This window comes from Oryzomonas sagensis (genome assembly GCF_008802355.1).
Lineage (GTDB): Bacteria > Desulfobacterota > Desulfuromonadia > Geobacterales > Pseudopelobacteraceae > Oryzomonas > Oryzomonas sagensis.
The window spans coordinates 16,023-37,394 of record NZ_VZRA01000010.1 but is presented as its reverse complement, the minus strand read 5'-3'; the positions used below and the strand labels follow the sequence as shown (position 1 = coordinate 37,394).

Annotated in this window: 23 protein-coding genes and 1 tRNA gene; 3 read left to right on the top strand and 21 right to left on the bottom strand. The window is 63.4% G+C overall.

The genetic code is table 11. From position 1 onward, the window contains the following. Positions 1-136: 136 nt before the first annotated feature. The 3 genes from F6V30_RS16695 to F6V30_RS16685 form a co-directional block, all read right to left on the bottom strand. Entirely contained in the window at positions 137-391 is a 255-nt protein-coding gene (locus F6V30_RS16695) for a hypothetical protein (protein WP_151158342.1), read from the bottom strand. Between the two features lie 22 nt (positions 392-413). After that, positions 414-833, bottom strand: a complete 420-nt coding sequence (locus tag F6V30_RS16690; RefSeq protein ID WP_151158340.1) for a hypothetical protein — start codon at positions 831-833, stop codon at positions 414-416. A gap of 167 nt (positions 834-1,000) precedes the next feature. Further along, positions 1,001-1,471: a hypothetical protein gene (locus F6V30_RS16685; protein ID WP_151158338.1), complete on the bottom strand. Its 471-nt coding sequence runs from the start codon at positions 1,469-1,471 to the stop codon at positions 1,001-1,003. A 93-nt stretch (positions 1,472-1,564) separates the two neighbouring features. Between F6V30_RS16685 and F6V30_RS16680 the strand changes: the two genes are divergently transcribed. Together F6V30_RS16680 and F6V30_RS16675 are read left to right on the top strand one after the other, a co-directional pair. After that, complete coding sequence (locus F6V30_RS16680) at positions 1,565-2,068, top strand: antA/AntB antirepressor family protein (protein ID WP_151158336.1); 504 nt, start codon at positions 1,565-1,567, stop codon at positions 2,066-2,068. 177 nt (positions 2,069-2,245) lie between these two features. Continuing rightward, a complete protein-coding gene (locus F6V30_RS16675; protein ID WP_151158334.1) occupies positions 2,246-2,425 on the top strand; it encodes a hypothetical protein in 180 nt (59 codons plus the stop codon). Between the two features lie 144 nt (positions 2,426-2,569). On the opposite strand, the gene F6V30_RS16670 is transcribed toward F6V30_RS16675, so the two are convergent. From F6V30_RS16670 to F6V30_RS16585, 18 genes are all read right to left on the bottom strand, one after another. After that, positions 2,570-2,645: transfer RNA gene (locus F6V30_RS16670), tRNA-Asn, on the bottom strand. A gap of 137 nt (positions 2,646-2,782) precedes the next feature. Continuing rightward, the gene (locus F6V30_RS16665; protein ID WP_151158332.1) at positions 2,783-3,403 is read right to left on the bottom strand and encodes a V-type ATP synthase subunit D; all 621 of its coding nucleotides are present in this window, start codon (positions 3,401-3,403) and stop codon (positions 2,783-2,785) included. Then, positions 3,400-4,722 carry a V-type ATP synthase subunit B gene (locus tag F6V30_RS16660; protein WP_151158330.1) on the bottom strand — a complete coding sequence of 441 codons (1,323 nt, stop codon included), beginning with the start codon at positions 4,720-4,722 and terminating at the stop codon, positions 3,400-3,402. Before F6V30_RS16660 ends, F6V30_RS16665 begins: the two co-directional genes overlap by 4 nt. A 199-nt stretch (positions 4,723-4,921) precedes the next feature. Further along, positions 4,922-6,550 (bottom strand): V-type ATP synthase subunit A, encoded by a 1,629-nt coding sequence (locus F6V30_RS16655; protein ID WP_151158328.1) that lies wholly within the window; start codon positions 6,548-6,550, stop codon positions 4,922-4,924. A 76-nt stretch (positions 6,551-6,626) separates the two neighbouring features. Beyond that, positions 6,627-6,950: a V-type ATP synthase subunit F gene (locus F6V30_RS16650; protein WP_149308846.1), complete on the bottom strand. Its 324-nt coding sequence runs from the start codon at positions 6,948-6,950 to the stop codon at positions 6,627-6,629. Beyond that, positions 6,947-7,909 carry a V-type ATPase subunit gene (locus tag F6V30_RS16645; RefSeq protein ID WP_151158326.1) on the bottom strand — a complete coding sequence of 321 codons (963 nt, stop codon included), beginning with the start codon at positions 7,907-7,909 and terminating at the stop codon, positions 6,947-6,949. The genes F6V30_RS16650 and F6V30_RS16645 overlap by 4 nt, the downstream gene beginning before the upstream one ends. A 3-nt stretch (positions 7,910-7,912) precedes the next feature. Further along, complete coding sequence (locus tag F6V30_RS16640) at positions 7,913-8,476, bottom strand: V-type ATP synthase subunit E (RefSeq protein ID WP_151158324.1); 564 nt, start codon at positions 8,474-8,476, stop codon at positions 7,913-7,915. An 11-nt stretch (positions 8,477-8,487) separates the two neighbouring features. Further along, positions 8,488-8,700, bottom strand: coding sequence for an ATPase (locus tag F6V30_RS16635; RefSeq protein ID WP_149209253.1), 213 nt, complete (start codon positions 8,698-8,700; stop codon positions 8,488-8,490). A gap of 51 nt (positions 8,701-8,751) precedes the next feature. Then, the gene (locus F6V30_RS16630; RefSeq protein WP_246163596.1) at positions 8,752-10,641 is read right to left on the bottom strand and encodes a V-type ATP synthase subunit I; all 1,890 of its coding nucleotides are present in this window, start codon (positions 10,639-10,641) and stop codon (positions 8,752-8,754) included. A gap of 1 nt (position 10,642) precedes the next feature. Then, the gene (locus F6V30_RS17230; RefSeq protein WP_191965757.1) at positions 10,643-10,963 is read right to left on the bottom strand and encodes a hypothetical protein; all 321 of its coding nucleotides are present in this window, start codon (positions 10,961-10,963) and stop codon (positions 10,643-10,645) included. 21 nt (positions 10,964-10,984) lie between these two features. Further along, positions 10,985-11,422 carry a hypothetical protein gene (locus F6V30_RS16620; RefSeq protein WP_151158320.1) on the bottom strand — a complete coding sequence of 146 codons (438 nt, stop codon included), beginning with the start codon at positions 11,420-11,422 and terminating at the stop codon, positions 10,985-10,987. A gap of 29 nt (positions 11,423-11,451) precedes the next feature. Then, a complete protein-coding gene (gene hybB, locus F6V30_RS16615; RefSeq protein ID WP_151158318.1) occupies positions 11,452-12,768 on the bottom strand; it encodes a Ni/Fe-hydrogenase cytochrome b subunit in 1,317 nt (438 codons plus the stop codon). 2 nt (positions 12,769-12,770) lie between these two features. Beyond that, positions 12,771-13,685, bottom strand: a complete 915-nt coding sequence (hybA, locus tag F6V30_RS16610) for a hydrogenase 2 operon protein HybA (RefSeq protein WP_151158316.1) — start codon at positions 13,683-13,685, stop codon at positions 12,771-12,773. A gap of 35 nt (positions 13,686-13,720) precedes the next feature. After that, positions 13,721-15,442 carry a cytochrome b/b6 domain-containing protein gene (locus F6V30_RS16605; protein ID WP_151158315.1) on the bottom strand — a complete coding sequence of 574 codons (1,722 nt, stop codon included), beginning with the start codon at positions 15,440-15,442 and terminating at the stop codon, positions 13,721-13,723. A gap of 273 nt (positions 15,443-15,715) precedes the next feature. Next, the gene (locus tag F6V30_RS16600; RefSeq protein ID WP_151158313.1) at positions 15,716-17,143 is read right to left on the bottom strand and encodes a sigma-54-dependent transcriptional regulator; all 1,428 of its coding nucleotides are present in this window, start codon (positions 17,141-17,143) and stop codon (positions 15,716-15,718) included. A 255-nt stretch (positions 17,144-17,398) separates the two neighbouring features. After that, positions 17,399-18,676 (bottom strand): acetate kinase, encoded by a 1,278-nt coding sequence (locus tag F6V30_RS16595; protein ID WP_151158311.1) that lies wholly within the window; start codon positions 18,674-18,676, stop codon positions 17,399-17,401. 78 nt (positions 18,677-18,754) lie between these two features. Further along, on the bottom strand, positions 18,755-20,089 hold the full coding sequence (locus F6V30_RS16590; protein ID WP_151158309.1) for a dicarboxylate/amino acid:cation symporter: 1,335 nt from the start codon (positions 20,087-20,089) through the stop codon (positions 18,755-18,757). 90 nt (positions 20,090-20,179) lie between these two features. After that, on the bottom strand, positions 20,180-20,695 hold the full coding sequence (locus tag F6V30_RS16585; protein WP_149308866.1) for a MarR family winged helix-turn-helix transcriptional regulator: 516 nt from the start codon (positions 20,693-20,695) through the stop codon (positions 20,180-20,182). Positions 20,696-20,942: 247 nt separating this feature from the next. On the opposite strand from F6V30_RS16585, the gene F6V30_RS16580 reads away from it, so the two are divergent. Next, a complete protein-coding gene (locus F6V30_RS16580; RefSeq protein WP_151158307.1) occupies positions 20,943-21,362 on the top strand; it encodes a QcrA and Rieske domain-containing protein in 420 nt (139 codons plus the stop codon). Positions 21,363-21,372 lie beyond the last annotated feature (10 nt).

Sequence of the window (21,372 nt, the reverse complement as noted above, 5' to 3'; positions counted from 1 at the left end):
ATACGCTACGGTATGCCCTGTACTGTGTTCACAAGGCATACAACAGAGAATCGCTGATAACGTACTGTGTGAACTTCTCCGGGGATGTTGACTCCACCCTTTCGGTTGCAATGATGCTGTTTGAGCTTATAAAGGGCTAGGGCTTGTCGCCCTTCGCTTCCGGCTCACATTCCCCGCTCATTTGTTCCCTGGCCTCCTTGAATATCTGATCGATCTCGTTTTGCGGGGCCGGAGAGAGAGAGCTTCGCTTGGTCCTCATCTTCTCGTCCAGCGTCGGAGCCACCGAGGGCGAACCGGGCTTCCCTAGCCCGATCACGGAGGTCACTAAGCCGCCCCTCCCCATCAGCTTCTGAAAGTGCTGATCGTCCCTGCCCATGTCCTTGACTGGCATCGTGTTCTCCTCCTTTCCGTTCTCACTGTTTAATAAGGTTGCCCGTGCCGCTGTCATTGAAGGTGGTCCCATTGCAAACGTAAGTGCCACTGAAGGACGTGGCCATCTTTGTCTGGCCGGTCGTGGTATCCGTTGTCACTGTTCCTGTTCCTGAAAGCGTTCCTGTGCATCCAGTGGGGCTGATCGTGAATGACATGGTGCCGCCGCTGACTGTTGCCGATACAGAGCCGGTGCCGTAGATGTTGGAATAGGTGCCGGTGACGGCAGCGCCTGACTGTACCGCGTTTAATGTGGCAATGCTTGATCCGAAGGCGCTCTCCGTTGAGCTGCCCTTCCAGGTGCCGGTTACATCAACGCTGGGTGGGGCTGCCGGAGTTGAGCTGCCACCGCCGCAAGCTGCCAACATCAACGAGACCATAACCACCAAAAAGAATTTTTCCATGTTGCACCTCCATAAACCGTGAATTTGGCTTAAATCGCAAAAGTGCGCTTGCCATGCCTACACGGTAGCATGTGGAAAAATGCCGTGTGGAACATCCCCGCTCATTAGAAAATTAATTGGTTGATCCCCTAACTCAGGGAGCAAGACGGACCTGCTGGCGGGATACTCTAAGCCTCTTCGGCATTCTCCAGGTGGACGGGGGATGGCGCTTGATGCCCTAGCAGGTGGGTAATTATGAGTTGCCGGGCGTACTCAGAAACGGGTTGATACTTTTTGTCTGCGAGGTCGATAAGCCCCTGCTTCATTGCTGAAGGCAGGCAGACCTTCAGGGCAATGACTTTGTTGCTGTCGGAGGACAGGGGGATTCTGGGGGAAGGTGAAGCCTCTTCTTTGGGTACAGTCTTGGCACACGGCGAAGGCTGATCCGGGTCTGTAAACTTGAGCTTGCTTCTTTCGATGTAACCAAGTAGGTCGTACCTGCCGTACAGGTGGGTGAAAAACAACTGCCTTATGAAGTCCGAAATGGGTATATTCAGCAGCACCGTGATCTCATACAGCACCTTTATGACGTTTTCTGGCAGCCAGACCTTGAGCGCGGCATCACATAGTTGCAACTCATCATAATCGCGGTCGGTCATGGAGATGATAAACTCCCTGCTGTCGTACTGGCTTTGGCGGTAGGAGTTCATTCTGTTTTTGGTCCGTGAGAGAAATCGCATGAGGCCCCCTTGATGGCATGCCGGGTGGCAGTGGGTGATGTTAAGGCCCTGATACTACCGCAATTTAACGTGAAATACAAATCGGGCACCACGTCCCTAGTGACAGGCAGGAACACCAGGAAATGCCACCAAATCGTCAACGTCAGGGGCCTCCATGGATTTTTTGGCATCTCTAGGGGCTTCAGTAATTGGATCAAGGATCAGGTCGCCAGGGCAAGACTTGTGGAAAACCGAAACTACCTGCTCACCGAAAAAGGGGAGCAGCTCCCCAGCGGGATGAAGCACCTCAAGAAATACTATCTCACCACTGATTCGGCCAAGCACATTGCCAAGATGTCCAGGCCCGACAAGGGCTTTGAAGTCCGGGACTACTTCATCGAGTGTGAACGCCGGGCAGTTCCGGTAATGGCGGCAGGGACGGCTTCAGGTGCCAGTATCGGCCCTCATCGTCTTGGCGGGTTTCGGCATCGGGAAAGAGAGAGCATCCATTATACCGGATGGGACCCTTTACCATAAAAAGGGTGGGGGTCGTTTCCGGCATCCCCCTACACCCCATGGGGGGGTATCATCTTGGGTGTTTTATTCGCACATAAAAGATGTTTAAATAATTGATATTAATGACTTATTTGACATCAATATGTCTTTATGGAATGGTAAGGTCATTGCTGAAATACAATCTCAGGAGGTTACACCATGAACTACAGCACTATGACGCGGATGGAGCTTATTGCAGCAAGGGCACAGGCTTGGAGGATAGGCAACGAGGTTGAGGCGGATAGGATCGAAGAGGCTTTTGCAAGACTGGACAGGCGGGGCCGGGTGATGTACCAGCGTTCACTTCAACCGAGATTCAGGAATTTATCTGTGCTGTGACTGTCCACAACACGTTATCACCACGCGCCGGGGGTGTCGAAAGATGCCCCCGGTTTTTTTACCAGTGAAAGAGGCAGGGGTTGCATCAGAGGTTGCACAAACAAAAAGGGCTCACAGATCATCTCTGTAAGCCCTTGTTTTGTTTGGCTCCCCAACCCGGACTCGAACCAGGGACAAGGTGGTTAACAGCCACCTGCTCTACCAACTGAGCTATTGGGGAATAGCGGTGTAGAGTCGATTTTTTAGCATGGAATTATTGGCTGTGTCAACTCAAAATGTACGCAAAAAAATCATCATCCTGAGATCACAGGGCAAAACGGTGATATCATGGTAGTTATCCCACTTGCCCCGTCCGGCTCATCCGCTCCGCTGCTCCTTGAAACGCTTCAGGCGGTAGAAGGATTCCCGCTCCCGCTCGCCGATATAGTGGGCGATTGCCCTGATCTCGCTTTGCAGGCCGGGGAGCACCCGCTCCTCCAGCACCCTGATCCGTCGCGTCACCCGGACCACCTCTTCCCCCAGCCGCTTCATGCGCACCTCGAAGGCGGCGATCACCAACATCTCCGCCACGATCTCCTCGAAGAGGCCGATGGCCTCCTCCAGGTGCGGAGTGGTGAAGCGGCAGTCGTAGCCCCGCTCGTCCGGGGGGCGGCGCACCTCCCCCTGGACCTGGATTTCCCGGTAACGGAGCCCCATGACGTTCCGCTCCCCCACCTCCACCCCCACATCCCGGGCAGTCCCCATGGGGAGCGATCCGACGAAATCGTCCCCCTCCAGGCCACTGGCAAGCGCCATCTCGGTCAGGGCCCTGGTGTAGGCCTTTTTCACCTCGGCCCGAGACTGGAGGAAGGGGGTGGAGATGGCCAGGATCTCTCGGATCAGGGCCAGGCGGCGGGCCGTGAGGATGCCGACGCTCCCGGTCACGGAGCGGGCCTTTTCCTTGAGCAGCAGCAGGTTGGTGCGGGTCGGGTGGATCATGGCGGCTCCAAAGAAAAACGTTTCAACAGGGCCAGCCCGGCGTCCAGGCTCGCGCCGATCCCCCGCCGGGCCTCGCCCTGGCCGATGACCTCCGCCTCGAAGGCGTCGGCGAAATCCAGCATCACCCGATCCGCCTCCACCATCCCCTCCCGCCCCACCACCGCCTCCAGGCCGCGCACATAGCGCCCCTTGGCGTAGTGCCGGTACAGGGCGTCGGCGATCCGACGATGGTCATCCCGCGTATGGCCGGGGCCGATGCCGCGCTGCATGAGCCGGGACAGGCTGGGGAGCACGTCCACCGGCGGGAAGACGCCCCGCTGGTGCAGCTCGCGGGAGAGCACGATCTGCCCCTCGGTGATATAGCCGGTCAGGTCCGGGATGGGGTGGGTGATGTCGTCCTCCGGCATGGTCACCACCGGCAGCATGGTCACCGACCCGGCCGTTCCCTGTATCCGCCCGGCCCGTTCGTACAGAGAGGCCAGGTCGGAGTACATGTAGCCGGGGTAGCCCCGGCGGCCGGGGAGTTCCTCCCGGGCCGTGGAGACCTCCCGCAGGGCGTCGCAGTAGTTGGTGATGTCGGTCACCACCACCAGCACGTCCATGCCGCAGGAAAAGGCCAGGTACTCGGCGCAGGCCAGGCCGAAGCGGGGCGCCAGGAGCCGCTCCACCACCGGTTCGTCGGCCCGGTTCACGAAGGCCACGAAACCGGTGTGCATCTCCTGGAGCGCGTCCATGTAAAAGGAGTAGTCGTGGTGGGTCAACCCCAGGGCCACGAACACCACCACGAATTCGCCCCCGCCCGCCAGGCGCGCGTTGCGCAGGATGCCGGCCGCCACCTCGCGGGAGGGGAGCCCGGCGCAGGAGAAGATGGGGAGCTTCTGCCCCTTGACCAGGGTGTTGAGGGTGTCGATGGCCGTAAAGCCGGTTTCGATGAATTCCTCGGGGCAGGCCCGGGCCGTGGGGTTGATGGGGAGGCCGTTCACCCCGCCCCACTGCTCCGGGATAAACATGGGGAGACCGTCGATGGGTTCGAAGGAGCCGTTGAAGACCCGCCCCACCATGGAGCGGGACAATGGAGCCCGGCGGACCGCATCGCTGAAGATCACCTCGGCCCCCAGGTCGATGCCCGCGGTCTCGCCGAACACCTGGATCAGCACGGTTTGGCCGGAGATCTTCAACACCTCGCCAGCCACAGCCGTGCCGTCCGGGTAGATGATCCGCACCATCTCCCCCATGCGGCAGTTCACGACGCCCTCCACGAAGAGGAGCGGCCCCCCCACGGAGGCGACGGTACGGTATCGGTGTTCGCTCAGCCTCATAGCCACCTCGTGTCGGACAGGATCAGATCATGGAGCACTATGCCGGGAAGTTCCCCCTCCCTTGACGGGAGGACCCTCTGGGGCCTAAAGGGGTTAGGGGGTGGGTGAAGCTGCAACCAGGCCCACGTCATGGCAACGTCCCCCCCACCCTAACCCTCCCCCGCGAGGGGGGAGGGAATTGTATCCGTTAACGTAAGTGTTACAAGGTACTCGCCACACGGGATACCAGCGCCTCGTCCAGGGAAAGCCCCTGCTTGAGTCCGGCCTCGGCCCGGTCGTACAACGCCAGGATGGCGCCCATCTTTGCCGCCGTCCGTTCCGGGGCGCAAAAGGCGTCGTCGCCGTAGGCGTTCTGGCAGAGAAACTCGTTCCTGATCCGCTCCGTGGTCATCATCAGGAGCCGGTCCCCATCCTGCAACCCCTCGGCCCCCACGATCTCCGCCACCTCCCGCAGGGTCTCCTCCCGCTGCAACAGCTCCCGGCAGCGCTGCTGCATCTCTCCCCAGGCAGGGGCCACCCGGGCGGTGAAGTGCCCCGTCACCCCGGCGGCGTAGAGGGAATAGCTCTGGGCCCAGTTGATGGCCGGATAATGGCGGCTGTGGGCCAGGGCGGCGTCCAGCATCAGGAACACGCCGGTGGTGCGGAGGCAGGCCTGGGTGACCGGCTCGGAGAAGTCCCCCCCCGGCGGGGAGACGGAGAGGATCATGGTGAGGGAGCCGATGGCGCCGTTCAGGGTCTCCACCGCCCCGGCGCGCTCGAAAAAGGCCGCCAGCCGGGACGAGAGATAGGTGGGATACCCCTCCTCGCCCGGCATCTCCTCCAGGGAGGAGGAGATCTCCCGCAGCGCCTCGCCCCAGCGGGAGATGCTGTCGGCCAGGAGCAGCACGTGCAGCCCCAGGTCCCGGTAGTATTCCGCAATGGTGACGGCGGTGTAGATGGACGCCTCCCGGGCGGCCACCGGCATGTTGGAGGTGTTGACCACCACGATGGTACGGAACAGGAGCGAGGCGCCGGTGCGTTGATCCTTCAGGGTGCGGAACTCCTCCAGCAGTTCCGCCATCTCGTTGCCCCGCTCGCCGCACCCCACGTACACCACCAGGTCCGCGTCGGCGAACTTGGCGATGGTCTGCTCCAGGATGGTCTTGCCGGTGCCGAAGCCGCCCGGAAAGATGGCGGTGCCGCCCCGCACCAGGGGGAAGAGGAAGTCGATGACCCGCTGGCCGGTGACGAGCGGCAGCACCGGGGGGAGCTTGCGCCGGAAGGGGCGCGGCCGGCGCACCGGCCATTTCTGGAGGGCAAAAATCCCGCACCCGTCCGCGTAGCGGGCCACCGGCTCCGCCAGGGTGCACCTCCCCGACCGCACCTCCCCCAGCCTGCCGGGTACCGGGGCGGTTATCAGGTGGACGAACGCCCCCTCCCGGATGCGCCCGATGACCTCGCCAGCCCCTACCTCATCCCCGGCCTTCCGGTCCGGCTCGAATCGCCATTCCGCTGCGGTGTCCAGGGGGGGGATATCCCGGCAGGGCCGGATAAAGGGGCCCACAGCGGCGCGCACCCGTTCCAGGGGCCGTTGCAGGCCATCGTACATGGTGGAGACCAGCCCCGGACCGAGGGTGACGGTGAGCTGCCCCCCGGTCCCCACGACCGGTTCCCCCACCCCCAGCCCCAGGGTATTCTCGTAGACCTGGACGATCGCCTGTTCCCCCGCCAGCCGCACCACCTCGCCCACCAGCCCGGCATGGCCCACCAGGACCATGTCGCACAGCTTCACACCGCCGACCTTTGCGGTGACCGTGGGGCCGGATATGCCGGTGATGCGTCCGTCCATGGTGAGGTCCTTTTCTGTGAGGATAGCTACTCCGGTCTTATAGAACCTATGAGTCCTATAGGTCCCGCTCCTGCCCCTACCGCTGCAAGCGCACGTGATACCCAATTGCCTTCCTGATGATACGCAGGGCGTAGTCTTCCTCGCTCTCCGCCCCCTTCTGCTCCGGCGCCGGGAGGACCACCAACACACCGGGCCACCGGGCGCCCATCTCCTTGAAACGCTCCTCGCTCATGCCCGGCAACAGCCGTTCGTCCACCACCGCCACCCTGGTTTCCGGGTCGGCCAGCACGCTGCGCAACGCCTCCTCGACCCCGGCGACGGTGGTCGTGTGCTGCTGGAAACCGGCCAGGGCGAAGCCGGGCCGGGCATCCCCAGGGGTGATGAAGACGATCTTCTTCACAGCACCATCTCCCTTCCCAGGGTCTCGCGCTCCAGGTCGCTACCGTGGAGGAGCAGGGACAGGTTGCGCGTCTCGGTCAAACGCCGCCAGAGGTAGTCCAGGATCAGGCCGACCCCGTCCGGCTCCCGCCCCTGTCGGCGCAGGGTCAGGCCCAAGCGGGCCGCCAGGAGCGGGACCAGCTCGGCGGCGGTGGGGTCCAGCTCCATCCCCAGCACGCGGGCCGCGAGACGGCGCGCCTTTCCACCCTCCCGATCGCGGGCCGCCTCCCGGAGGAGCGCCACGCCGATACTTCCCCCCGCCACAAAACCGGACTCCCCCATCCTCCAGCGCACCTGTTTGGCCAGGGCGACAAAATTCTCCAGGTCGATGAGCCGGGTCACAAACAGGCTCACAGCGGGATGGAGGCGACGAGCGGCCGCATGTTCCAGACCGGCGTCCACCAGTTGTTCCTCGCACCCCCGCATCCCCTGGTGCCGCAGGATCTCCGGCAAGGCTCGCCCCGCGTCCGGCCAAAAGGACGCGTGCGCCCCCACCCCGGCCAGGATTGCCGGCAGGTCCTCCCCTTCGCTAAGAAGCCTTTTCACCGGGGCGCAGAGCAGGCTGAAACGGAGCAGGTCCGCCAGGGAGCGCCCCTCTTCACCCCGGAACCGGAGGCGCAGCGCCATGAAGAGGGTGCGCAGTTCCAGGGTGAGAAAGAACGGCTCGAAGATCTCCTGGAGGCGGTGCCCCATCTGGCGGTGGACCCAGGCGAACTCCCGCTGGAGGCCGCCCCACAGCCCCTCGTCCGCTCCCCCCTCCGGGTCCTGGCGGTAGGGGGACGGGGGGAGGGAGGCCAGGGGTTCGGCCGCGGCCAGCACCCGCTGCCAGTCCGTCACCAGGTAGGCGCGCCGCCCCATGACGCGCGCCAGGAGGTAGGGGAGCGGCACGCCGCTTCCCCCATGTTCCGCCAGGAGTCCCATGGGTCACACCGTGGGCAGGACCGCCGCCACGACCTCGGAGGCGAGCTCGGGCCAGCACCGTTCCAGGCGCTTCTCGAAGGTATTGTCGATGGTGAGCCGCCCCCCCTCCCCCGCAACCCTCAGGCCGCCGGAGATGGCGCGGTCGCCCTCTATGCGGGCGCCGGGAAAGTGCCTTTGGGCCAAGGCGACGTCGGCCGGGTTGACCCAGACGGTTTCCCAGGCGCAGGGGAGGAGTTCCCCGACCAGGCTGGCGAAATGCGTTGCATACTCTTCATCTCGCAGTTCGGGCAACGAGGCCCGGGCCACGGCGTACAGCCGCTCGGCCAGAGAGCTTTCGGCATGCAGCCTGATCCGTTCGGCGCGGCGCCGCCCCTCGGCCGCCAGCTTGCCGGCCGCAGCGGCAACGGCGTCCGCCCGGCGTCGGGCGTAGCTCTCCCGCAGCGCCTGTAGCTCCAAGGCGGCATCCCCCCTGATCCGGTCGCCCTCCGCTCCCGCCGCCAGCCGGATGGCGGCGACCCGTTCCTCACCCTCCCGCCGCAGCGATGCGACGAGTTCATGGTATCCCATGGCGTCCCCCCTTAGAGATAGAGAATCATGGCTGCGACCACGAAGCCGAGTATCACCATGGTTTCGGGGATGGCCAGCAGGATGATGATCGTCCCCGACAGCTCGGGCTTCTCGGCCAGGGTGCCGGCGCCGGCCGAGCCGATCCGGGACTGGGCCCACCCGGTGGCGATGGCGCAGAGCCCCACGGCAAGGGCCGCGGCAAAACCGAGCAATACCTTTTCCATTTTTCCTTCCCTCCTTTCGAACGGGGAACCCCGCTGACCGCCCCTGCGGGGCTATCCGGGCGGTTTTTTGAACGGTTCGAACCTCCGGCCGCCGTAGACGATGAACTTGTCGAAAAACTCCACATAATGGAGCCGCAGGCTATGGATGGTGGGGGAGAAAATCCCCAGGGCGATATTGATCAGGTGGATGAGCCCCCCGGCCACGGCGCCGGTCAGCACATCCCCGGTCAGCCCCGCGAACCGGTTCGCCACCTGGGCGATCAGCACCGAGGCGAGCCCGATGGCCATGATCCGGGCGTAGGAGACGATATTGCCGATGTTCTTCATCATCTCCAGCGGCGCCAGAAGTCCGCCGGTCAGGAGCATGAGCGGGATGGCGACCAGCACGGCCACGTTGAGCCCCTTGCGGATCGGGGGCGGAAACGGGCTGAACAGGGACACGGCCAGGGCCGCCAGGCAGAGCAGGAGCAGGATGTTCACGAGCTTTGCCAGGGATTCCCTGACCAAACGCCTTCGCAGGGTCGACCAGAAGCCGAGGCAGAGGCCGAGGGTGACATGGGCGACGCCGATGGAGAGGGAAAACGCCAACATCGGCATGATCGAGCGACTACGCTCGATGACACAGGTCTGTTCCAGGAGCCGCCACCCCCCGGCCGTCCCGCCGAAGCATTCGCCGTACAGAAAGCCGAACACCACGGCATAGCAGGAGGAGACCAGCAGGATCAGGGCGGCATCGTGCAGGTCGCGCCGCGTGCGGAACAGCTTCAGCATGACCAGGGCACAGGCCAAAAGCAGCAGGCCGTACCCCACATCCCCCAGGATCATGCCGAAGAAGATCGGGAAGAAGATGCCGATGAAGGGGGTCGGGTCGTAGGAGCGGTATGAGGGGAGCGGCAGGATACGCGTAAAGAGTTCGAAGGGGCGGAAATAGGGAGGGTTCCTGATGGCGATGGGGATGACCTCCATCTCCTCCTCCAGGGCCCCCTGCTCCTCCACCACCACCCGCCCCTGGAACTCCCCGTTCAGCAGGGAGCGGAGCCGGGGCACGTCCGGCGAAGGCATCCAGCCGTGGATGAAGAAGCAGAGGTCGGTCTTGTGGATGGCCGCGGTGGTGGTGAGCAGGGCCAGGCGGTCCAGCAGCCACTCCCGCACGCAGGAATAGGTGGGCCACCAGCGGGAGGCAAAGCGGTGCAGTTCGGCGTTCACCCGGTCGAGTTCGGCCCCGATGTCGCCGATCCGGCGGCGCACCGCGCGCACCTTGTCAGGGAACGGGAGTTGGCTCAGGGAGGCCGGGAAAGCCAACTCCGGGATGCGTTCCCCATTGAGCACGTCCCGCACCTTGGCCCCGAGCTCGACCGGCAGGGTGACGAGCACGATGATCGCCCCCTCCGGGCCCCCGGTCGTGACGAATTCAAAGGTGTCGCCCGTCAGACGCGCGATCAACTGGTAGAGGTGATCCACCGCCTCGCCGTCTTTCAGGGACACGCCGATGAAATCGAGCCCGGTCCCCTCCCCGGCCGTCTTGAAGAGCGGTTCCAGGGCGTCGAGGAAGGCGGTCTGCCGGAGCAGCTCCCCCCGTTCCCCCTCCAGGGCGTCCCGCCGGCGGCAGAGCCCGCTGCACAGGAGTGTGTGTTTGTCCACCACCTCGGCCACGATCCCCACGGCGCTGTGCGGCTCGAGGTAGCTGCACCGGGTGGGCAGCTTGGGGAGGAAGCCGGCCAACTGGTCGATCTTTGCCATAAGGCCGTCGCAGTACGACCGTTCCGCCAGGGTCTTCTTATCCAGCCGGACCGGCCGGAACGCCTTTTCATCCTCCCGGTCCACAAAGCCGCGCATCTCCTGTTCCACCTGGAACAGCCCCAGGGCCCGGACACGGTCCAGCACCGGGAGCAGAAGCTCCATGGGTCCTATGATCTCAACCTTGGACATGGCGACGATCATGTCATTCACCCGGTAGTATGGTCCTGATCCCCTGGCGCACCCACCCCGCAAGCAGGTCGTCCCCGAGCCCGGCCAGCCGCCCGGCTCGCGCCTCGGCCTCCGTCACGGCGGCATCGGCCTGCCGACGCGCCTCACCCGTTTCCACGGCCGCCACCGCGGCGGCCAACTCCTCCCGCAGCCGGACCTCCTCCCCCGCCGCCAGGTCCGCGCATTCCCGGCGCAGGGCGGCCAGATCGCCTTCGGCCCGCTGCTGCTCGGCGGCGACCATCTCCCGGATCTCCCGCTCCACCTCGAATACCGTGTTCAGGATGTCCTGTTCCATGGCGGTTCCCCTGCGGGATCGTCATCCCCGCCCCGGTGGCATCGGGGCGCCCTGCGGCTCTTCAACCACCGGCGCGGTATTCCGGCATTCCGCCCGGTTAGCCTTCTGCAGCGCCAGCATCTTGCACAGCACGGCGGCCACCTCCTCCCCGTCGTCATCCAGGCACCCGAGAAAACGGGGGTGGAGACGGTGCCCCGCCGCCACGGTCTCCGCCTCCCGGTCGGGCAGGATCAGGACGGTGCGGCAATCGTGCAGCATCCCCTTCACCTGCCGCAGGGCGGCAAGCTCGCCCAGGGAGCCGACGATCAGCACAGCCACCACCGGCTCCCCGGACGGGCGCCTGAACCGGCTGACCAGGTCGTCCATGGCGCCGAAGACCTCGGTTTCAGGCACGGTGCGGGTCACGGCGTCGCGGATGTGGTCGCCGACCCCGTCCCGTGCGAACAGGAGTATCTGCATGGCGTTACGGTCCTTTCACACGGGCCGCATCAGGCCCTGGCCACGGCCTCGGCCGCCTTGGGCGGCTTCACGTGGGCGATATCGCGGTGCATGTGGGGATTGGGAAGCACCGGCAAAAACTTGATCAACACCTGGTAGCCCAGGATTTCGATGGATACGATGCCGACCGAGATCATCAATTCCGCGAAGGAGGGGAAATACCGCCACCCGGTGCCCGGGATGAAGCCGATCAGGTAGACGTTGAAGCGGTACAGGGCGCCGCCCAGGAGCATCATGACGGCGGTGGCGAAGAGCCAGCGCGGCGACCGCCACCGCTTGCTCTCGAAGAGGAGCAGGGAGCCGCCGGCCAGGAGCAGGAACTCCAGCAGGAAGAACAGGGAGTACTTGTCCCCCTTGAAGACGAGGGCCACCTGGTCGCGCTGGATGAGGTCGCCCAAGCGCACCGCCAGCCAGACGGCGGCGAGCCAGGGGATGATGTGGGCCAGCCCGGACAACTCCTCCACCTCGTACTCCCGCTTGAGCAGGTAGGAGGAGACCAGGGATTCCAGGATCACGATGGCATACCCCATGTACATGCAGTTGATCAGAAAGAGCAGCGGCAGGAAGCCGGTATGCCAGAGCGGGTGCAGCTTGGTGGGGGCGATCAGCATCAGGGAGCCGAGGGACGACTGGTGCATGGTCGGCAGGACGAGGCCGAGCGCCACGATGAAGATCAGGATGGTGTTGAACTTGGGATGAAACCAGGCGGTGGCCGAGTGGACCCATTCCACGGTCGTCCGCACCAGGGCCTCGTCCTGGGGAGTGTGGCGCGGATGGAAGTGATAAATGGCCTTCTGGAGCCATTTCAGCTTGCTGTGTTCCAGAACGCAGAGGAGGGAGGGGAAGAACTCGATGATCTGCACCACGCAGTACCCCATGATGCAGAGGGCCACCTCGAACATGGCCGAGTTGGGCTGCCAGCGGGACGGCATGAAGAACCCGTAGGCGTTCCAGGGGCGGCCGATGTCCACCATGACCGAGAAGCCGGCCAGGCAGTAGCCGAACAGGCTGGTCAGGATGGCGGAACGGATGAGCGGATGGTACTGCCAGCGGTTGCGGATGTACACCAGGATGGCGACGGCATAGCCGCCGCACGCGATGGCGGTGCCGGTGGCCACGTCGTAGGCGATCCAGATCCCCCAGGGATAGCCGTCGCTCAGGTTGGAAACCGCCCCGATCCCCCTGACGAACCTGAGGATGATGAAGTAGACCCCCACCAGGGAGAGTGCCAGGAAGAAATAGAAGGGCTTGGTCAGGATCGGGCTGTGCACCCGGACGAATTCCTTGCTGTGTTCGTGCTCCCTCATGGTCATTCCTCCTCTTCCTGGATACCCTTGCTCTCCCTTTTTTTCCGGTTCCTGAGCGCGATGATGCAGAGCATGCCGTAGAGCGCGACCGGGGCGATGAACCCCTTGTAGATGGTGTGCTGGATACGTTCGGAGAATTCGGCCGGCGCCTCGGCCGGCAACCGGGGGAGGCCGAGCCTGGGGAACGGCACCCCTGCCAGGTAGAGATGATTGGTTCCCCCCACCTCGTGCTCGCCGTAGACGTAGTTGACGTACCGGCCGCCATTGGCCTCGATCCTGCCACGCGCATCCCGCAGCAGGTCGCCGCGCCGGCCGAAGGTTATGGCCCCCGTCGGGCAGACCTCGGCGCAGGCCGGCAGCCCCTTGCCCCGCAGGTTGGTGTTGCGGCACAGGTCGCATTTGACGATCTGGGGGGCCTTCCGTTCCCACTGGAAGCGGGGGATGCTGAAGGGGCAGGCGATCTGGCAGTAGCGGCAGCCGATGCACTTGTTCTTGTCGTAGTCCACGATGCCGGTCGCCTTGTCCTTGGTCATGGCGCTGACCGGGCAGACCGACACGCAGGAAGGCTCCTGGCAGTGCATGCAGGAGTACTTGATGTACGACCAGCGGTTTTGCGGCCCCTTGTACAGCTTGATCAGGGTCCTGGTGTTCCCCGACAGGTCGGCCGGCGCATCCCACAATTTATCCTGATCGAACGGGGCCCGCTCGTAGGCGAGGCCGCCGGAGTCGCGGTTGACCCGCTTGCAGGCCGCCATGCACGCCTTGCACCCCACGCAGCGCGTGGCGTCATAGAGCATGCCCAGTTCGTCGTTGTTGACGGTCCCTGCCCCCCGGGCGGCGCACGGCCGACCGGCCAGAAGCCCGGCGCCGGTTGCCCCGAGCAGCTTGAGAAATTGCCTTCTGCTGGTCGTTCTCATGACTCTCGACCTCCCTTTTACAGCCGGAACGGAAATCACTTGGCCGTTGACGGCTCGCTCTCCTCCGGTTCCTCCTCCTTCTCCCATCCGGTCCACATGGTCCTGATCTCGGAAAACGGGGTGGGGCCCAAGGTCGTCAGATAAAAATGGAAGAAGGTGAAGGCGCATAGGCAACAGGCGGTAAAGAAGTGCACCCCGTCGATCAGCTTGATCCCCCCCAGCAGGAACAGCATGTTCCGCAGGGGCTGGATATCCAGCAGCAGGAAGCCGGTGACGATCACCAGCGGCATGAAGACGAGCATGATCACCAGATAGGCCGTCTTCTGGAGCGCGTTGAATTTGTTCTCCGGGGTGGCGTGGAAGGGATTCGGCTTGCCGCGGAAGTAGTTGAAGGCGTAGAAGATCGCCTGCCGGATGAGCCCGTGCCTCACCTCGTCCCCGGTGGGGAAGTAGATCCTGCCGATGGCGTGGGAGATGACGACATAATAGAGAATCCAGTACACCATGGAGAGCGCCACCACAACCCCGGCCACGTTGTGCAGCATCACCGCCGCCCGGTAGCTGCCGAACAGGTTGACGACCTCGGGAAAGCGGATCTGCACCCCGGTGACGCAGAGGGTGACGATGCTTAAGGCGTGAATCCAGTGCCAGATCCTGACCGGTGTCGGCTGCAGGTAGACGATGACCTCATGGGCGGCCTGGCCGTGGTTGTGCTCCCGCTTCCTGCGGGTCAGGAAGCGGATGAACCCGTGCCCCAGGGGGACGACGATCCCGCAGGCGATGATGAGGGCGCCTATGATGCTGACCCCCTTGCTGCGGGTCGCGCCGGTCATGTAGAAGTCGGGGGTGCCGTAGAGGACATCCAGGATCGCTCCCTTTTCAACGGCTACCCGGCTGTAGATCCCGTTCTTGCCGGGGAAGGATACGAAGCTGGTCTGCAGCCCCTTGGTCCCGGAGACGTGGCAGAAGGTGCAATCCCAGCGATTGTCCAGAATCTGGTAGCTGTGGGTCATCACTTGGGGCATCATCATGCCCCGCAGGCGCATTCCGTCGTCACGAGCTTTTTTGTTGAATTTCCGCAACTCCAGGAGCGAGATGTAATTGTCGCCGTTGGTATCGATCAGGGAGGCGATGCCGCTCTCGCCGGTCAGCCGCGCCAGCTCGTCGTAGGTCGCCAGGCGGAAAGCGCCCTTCCGGGCCTCCTTCTCCACAAACAGGCTGATGTAATACCCCTTTGACCCGGTATGGCAGGTGATGCAGGGGAGACTGTCCAGGTGCAGCCTCGCCACGGGGAGCCATTTTTCATGGCTCTTCACGGTTGCCGGAGCCTTGTGGCAACGGGAGCAGACGGCGTTGATCTCCACCCCCGACACATCGGCCGATTTCCGCGCCCGGTGCGGGTTGTGGCAGTCGGCGCAGGCGGCGTTCCCGCCGTGCAGGCTTTGGGCGTACTCCTTGGCAACCGCGCCGTGGCATTCCTTGCAGGTGGCGTGTGAGGGCTTGGTCCCGTCTTCGGGATGTCTGTCGGTCACGCTGTCGTGGCATGAGGTGCAGCCGACGACCCCATGGCTGGTGTCGGCGAATTTCAGCGGATCGACATAGAGGCGGGCGCCCCCCTGCTGGATGATGGACTGCTCACCGTGACATTCGAGACATTCGCCGTTGTCCCGCGCGCCGAAGGAGGCGGGCGCACAAAGCAGCGTCGCCAGTACCGCCAGGAAACATCCCCGTGCCATGCCCGTGCCGTTGGTTCCCATAGCCCCTCCGCATGGTGCCGTGATCCGTTGGTTGCGGCAAATCCCCCGCGCTGCACCAAAGGCGCAGGCCCGCTACCGTTAGCCATAGCATCAGGCGTACCGGAAAAGAACGATGCCGCGGTAAAAAAACAAACGAATGATTTCGGATTGTTGCTGATCAGGGCCGTGGATATGCGTGGAGAGTTTTTTCTTGCGTGGCAGGAGAATTACTGCGAAACAGGAAAATGTGCCGCCGGCCAGGAAATCGCGGCGCGGCCCCCCCGGTGCCGGGGGTCATTCCCCCTCGGCATCGGGATCGAAATAACGACGGTGGATGCCATGGTTCTTCATCAGGGCATAGAGGCGCGATGGGGAAAGCCCTGAGATGCTGCAGGCCTCGTTGATATTCCCCCTGGTGACGGCGATCAGTTCGTGGAGATAGTTGTTTTCGGCCCGCTGCACCGTCTCGTCCCGGAAATCGTGCAGCGGGGGGAGCCCGTGGAAGGCGGCCGGGGGGGCGTCGCCCTGCCGCTTATGGCCGTTCGCGGCCCGTGCCGCCTTGATGCGGATGTCGCTGGGGAGATGCTTGGGAAAGAGGGTCGGCTCGTAGCGCGCGGAAACGATGACCCGGTCCAGGGTGTTGATCAGTTCCCGGACATTGCCGGGCCAGGCGTAGGCGGCCAGGCTCTGGAGAAATTCGGGGGCGAACCCCTTATGGGCCAGGCCGTAGCGTTCGCACAGCCGGTCCATGTGGTAGCGCACCAACTCCTTGACGTCCCCATCCCGGTCGCGCAGGGGGGGGATCTCGATGGTAAAGGAGCGGAGCCGGAACAGGAGGTCGCTGCGGAACTGGCCCCCCTGCACCATGGCGTCCAGGTCCCGGTTGGTGGCGGAGACGAGCCTAAAATCGCTCTCCACCTCCCGGCTCCCCCCCAGAGGGCGGAAGCGATGTTCCTGGAGCACCCGCAGAAAGGCCCGCTGCACGGAGACGGAAAGCTCCCCCACCTCGTCCAGGAACAGGGTGCCGCCGTGGGCCTGGAGGATCAGGCCGTCGCGCCCGTGTTCCGCGCCGGTAAAGGCCCCCTTTTCGTGGCCGAACAGGAGGCTTTCCACCAGGGTGTCGGGCAGGGCGGCGCAATCCACCACCACGAAATTGCCCGCCGCCCGTCCGCTGTTATGGTGGATGGCCCGGGCAAAGAGTTCCTTGCCCGTGCCGGTTTCACCCGTGATCAGGACGGGGATGTCGTTCACCGCGGCCTGCGCGACCTGGTCGAGGCAGGCGGTCAGCTTCCGGCTGCTACCGACGATATCGTCCCGCTTCAGGGAGGTCACGTTCTTCCGGGAGCAGTAGAGCTTCTCCTGCCGGTACTGGATCGCCCGGACCAGCGGCAGCTTGACCTCCTCCGGGGCCGCCCCCTTGGTCACGTAATCCCACGCCCCGCTCTTGATGGCCGTTTCGGCGGCGTCCGGTTCGTCCGCCCCGGTCATGATGATGATCTCCGGGGCGGAGGAGGTCGCCTGGATGACCGGCAACAGGTCGAGCCCGTTGCCGTCGGGCAGATGGATAGCGAGGAACACGACATCGAACGGCCGGGAGACGGCCAACGGCACCCCCTCCCGCAGGTTTTTCCTCCAGGAGGCGTCGTGCCCCATGTCGGTCACCGTCCGGCAGAGTGAAGAACCGGTCGCATCGTCGTTATCGATGATCAGAACGTTCGCCATGCATCCATCCTTGGGTGGCGCTGCCGCCGGGGACGGCTCCCCCCCGGCCCCTCCTGAACCAGGAGGGGAGAAAAACGCGCAAATCTCTTCCCCCTCCTTGATAAGGAGGACCCTCTGGGGCCTCAAGGGGTCAGGGGGTGGTTGATCCCCCGGAGAAGGGTTCAGCGGGAGGTCGCTGTCCATCAACAGGGTAAATTATAGCGCAAAAAAAGGAAAATATAGCATGGGGGGTGAAGCGGAGAACCGGCCTGCGGCCTATGCCGCAGGCCGGAGGGGAACGAAATCGGGACGGGCGAAGGAATAGTCGTAGTGCTGGTGGTCGCTGTACTCCCCGGCCAGGATGGCGGTCACGTCCTGGGCAAAGACGAGCTCTTCGTCGGTGGGCATGACAAAGACCTTGACCGGCGACGCGTCGGCGGTAATGAGCGCCTCTTCCCGCTCCGAGCGGGCGGCGCGGTTTCTCTCCGGGTCGGGCAGGATGCCGAAGCATTCCAGCCCCTCCAGGGTCAACTCACGGGCGAGCCACTCCCACTCGCCCACCCCGGTGGTGAAGACCACGGCATCCAGCGGCCCCACGGCGGCCAGGTAGGCGCCGATATACTTCTTGAGGCGGTAGGCTTCCATCTTCAGGGCCAGCTTGCAGCGGGCATGCCCGGTGGAGGCGGCCTCCAGGATATGCCGGCGGTCCGTATTCAACCCGGTTATGCCCAGCATCCCGCTCTTCTGGTTGAGGATGCTCTCAATCTCACGAGCCGAAAGGTTCAACTGCTGCATGATGAAAGGGGTGATGCCGGCGTCGAAGTCGCCGCTGCGCGTCTCCATGACCGCCCCCTCCAAGGGGGTCAGCCCCATGCTGGTATCGATGGACACGCCGTTTTTGATGGCGCACAGGGACACCCCCTTCTCGATATGGATGGTGATCAGGTTGCAGGCGGCGGCCCGCTTGCCCAGGAGCATGGCGGCCCGCCGGGAGAGATAGATATGGGACGGCCCGTGAAACCCGTAGCGCCGCACGCCGAACTTTTTGTACCATTCGTACGGCAAGGGATAGATATAGGCGAAATCCGGCATGGTGACGTGGAAGGCGGTATCGAAGATGGCCACATGGGGGATATGGGGCAGCAACTCTGCCGCGGCCTCGATCCCGGCGATATTGGCGGCATTGTGCAACGGCGCCAGTTGCTGGAGGTCCCGGATGGCCTCAAGCACCTGGTCGTCGATCACCACGGAGTGGCGGAATTGTTCCCCACCGTGGGCCACCCGGTGGCCCACGGCTCCGATCTGTACCGCTTCTTCCCCGATGCCGTGCCGGGGGTCGTCCAGGATGGCGAGGATCAGGGAGACGGCCCCGCGGTGATCGACAAACTCCACCTCCCGGGTTTCATTCTCCCGGCCCGTCACCTTCAGGCTGATGGACGTCCCGCCGAGCCCGACCCGCTTGACATCCCCCGCCGCAAGCAGCGACTCGCCGCCCCACGTGAAGAGATGGAATTTTATGGAATGGGTCCGGCAACTCAGGGTCAGAATATTCATGTACACTCCGCTTTCCCTGCCGGCACAGAAGTTTCGAGGCATCCGCCCCATGCATTGAATGCCGGCTCCATCCCTATCTTACTCTTTAACCGGCACCTGCTCAAGAAAAGATGCATCCTCCTCCGCCAGGGCCTCCTCATCGGCCTCCGTCGGGTATGCCTCCCGGTTCAGGACGCAGTGCAGCCGCTCCATGTCCATCTCGTTTTCCCATTTGGAGACGACCACGGTGGCGACGCCGTTGCCGATCAGGTTGGTGATGGCGCGCGCCTCGGACATGAAGCGGTCGATCCCCAGTATCAGGGCCAGGCCGGCCACCGGAATGGTCGGGATGGCGGCAAAGGTGGCCGCCAGGGTTACGAAGCCGCTCCCCGTAACCCCGGCCGCCCCTTTGGAGGTCAGGAGAAGGATGGCGAGCATGGTCAGGGTCTGGGTCCAGGTAAGGTGGGTATTGGTGGCCTGGGCCACAAACAGCGCGGCCATGGTCAGGTAGATGGAGGTGCCGTCCAGATTGAAGGAGTAACCGGTGGGGATGACGAGCCCCACGACCGATTTCCTGCACCCCAGATTCTCCAGCTTGGACATCATGCGCGGGAGTGCCGATTCGGACGACGACGTGCCGAGCACGATGAGAATCTCCTCGCTGACGTAGCGGATGAACTTGAAGATGCTGAAACCGGTGATCCTGGCAATGGTGCCGAGCACCACGAAGATGAAGATGATGCAGGTGAGGTAGAAACTCCCCATGAGCATCCCCAGCTTGGACAGGGAACCGACCCCGAACTTCCCGATGGTGAACGCCATGGCGCCGAAGGCGCCCAGGGGGGCGAGCCGCATGATGATGCCGACAATGCCGAACAGGATATGGGATATCTGTTCCACAAGCCTGCACACGACCTTTCCCCGCTCGCCCAAGGCCGAGAGGGCAAAGCCGAAGAGCATGGAGAAGAGGAGCACCTGGAGGATGTCGCCCTTGGCAAAGGCATCGACCACGCTCGTGGGGATGATGTTCATGAGGAAATCGGCGGTATTGCTTGAGTGGGCCTGGGTGGTAAAGGCGGCCAGGGCTTTGGTGTCGATCTTGCTGACATCGGCGTTGAAGCCGGAGCCCGGCTGGATAACGGTGACGATGGCCAGGCCGATGATGAGAGCCACCGTGGTGACCATTTCAAAGTAGAACAGCGCTTTGACCCCGACCCGGCCGACCTTCTTCATGTCCTCCATGCCGGCGATGCCGGTCACGACCGTACAGAAGATGACCGGAGTGATGATCATCTTGATCAGCTTGATGAACCCGTCGCCGAATGGCTTCATGGCCACGCCGCTTGCGGGGTAGTAGTAGCCGAGCAGCACGCCGGCGGCGATTGCCGCCAGAACCTGAAAATAAAGATGCTGGTAAATCCTCTTTCCTTTCATCCTGGTTCCCTCTCAAATTGGTTTTAGGGACGTGGCATAAACGTATCGCTGGTCTGTTCCCTGTCCCGGGGGGATGCCCCCTCCATGCCGTTAACTCTTATCTTCTTTTTTCTCTGCTTTCTTCGCCTGGGCCAGTTCCTCTTCCCGCGCCAGGATCAACCTGGGGGGGATTTCCTGGGCGCCGAGTATTTTCACCAGTTGTTCCATGCCGTCTTCAATAAGCAGGAGCTTGTGCGCGGACAGGGTTTCCAGCCCCTTGACCAGATGCCCCTGGACGACCTCCGGGGCCTCGACGACCAGATCCTTGCCGGCCTTGGTCAGCTCGATGGTCACCACCCGGCGGTCTTCCCGCGACCGGGTCCGCTCTGCCAGCCCCTTCCGTTCGAGACGGTCGAGGATGCCCACGACCGTGGCCGGCTGGACGAACATGAGCCGCGCCAGATCCGACACCTTGACCGGCGCATTCTCCGCAATCATCTTGATCGCCCAGAGTTGGGGACCGGTCAGGCCGGTTTCCCGTTTGGCCTTTTTGGAATAGTCGTTGAAAACCTGGAACACCCTGCGGATATTATTAATGATCTCTGCCACCTTGACGGTTTTGGTCATACCTCTCCCTTCCTCCATAAAAAACAATTAACAGTGCAATAATTTTAATATAAATAATTCTAGCATAAACAAATTTGAGCGACAATTGTAAAGTGCCCGACACGCAATTTTGTGTAAACAATTCTTTTTTCCTCTCTCCATCGGCATTATTCCCGCTGCAAAATCGGGCCGGCGCCGAAACTCTCGCCTTGAAAAAACCGGCAGGGTTGCTATAAGTAATCATCTCTGTTTCACTCGGGAGGAATCCATGGAAAGTAACGGCAGGAGAACCTTCCTGGGGGTGTGCCTGGGCGGGCTGGCGGCGGCCATTGCCGCCGTGACCGTCTGGCCGGTGTACCGCTACCTGGCGCCCCGCTCCACCAGGGGCGCGGCCGCCAGGGTCGAGATCCCGGAGAAGGATATCCCGGAAGGCGAGGCCAAGTTCTTCGAATTCAACGGCGCGTCGGCGGTCCTGGTGCGCAAACGGGGCGGCGGACTGATCGCCCTCTCCGCCGTCTGCACCCACCTGGGGTGCATCGTGCAGTGGGAGAAGGACAAGCAGGATTTCCTCTGCCCCTGCCACGGCGGCCACTACACCCCCGAGGGGGTGGTCACCGCCGGCCCCCCGCCCAAACCGCTCGCAAAACTTCCCTTTAGCGTCGCCAACGGCATCATCACCGTCGGCTGAAACACCAGGA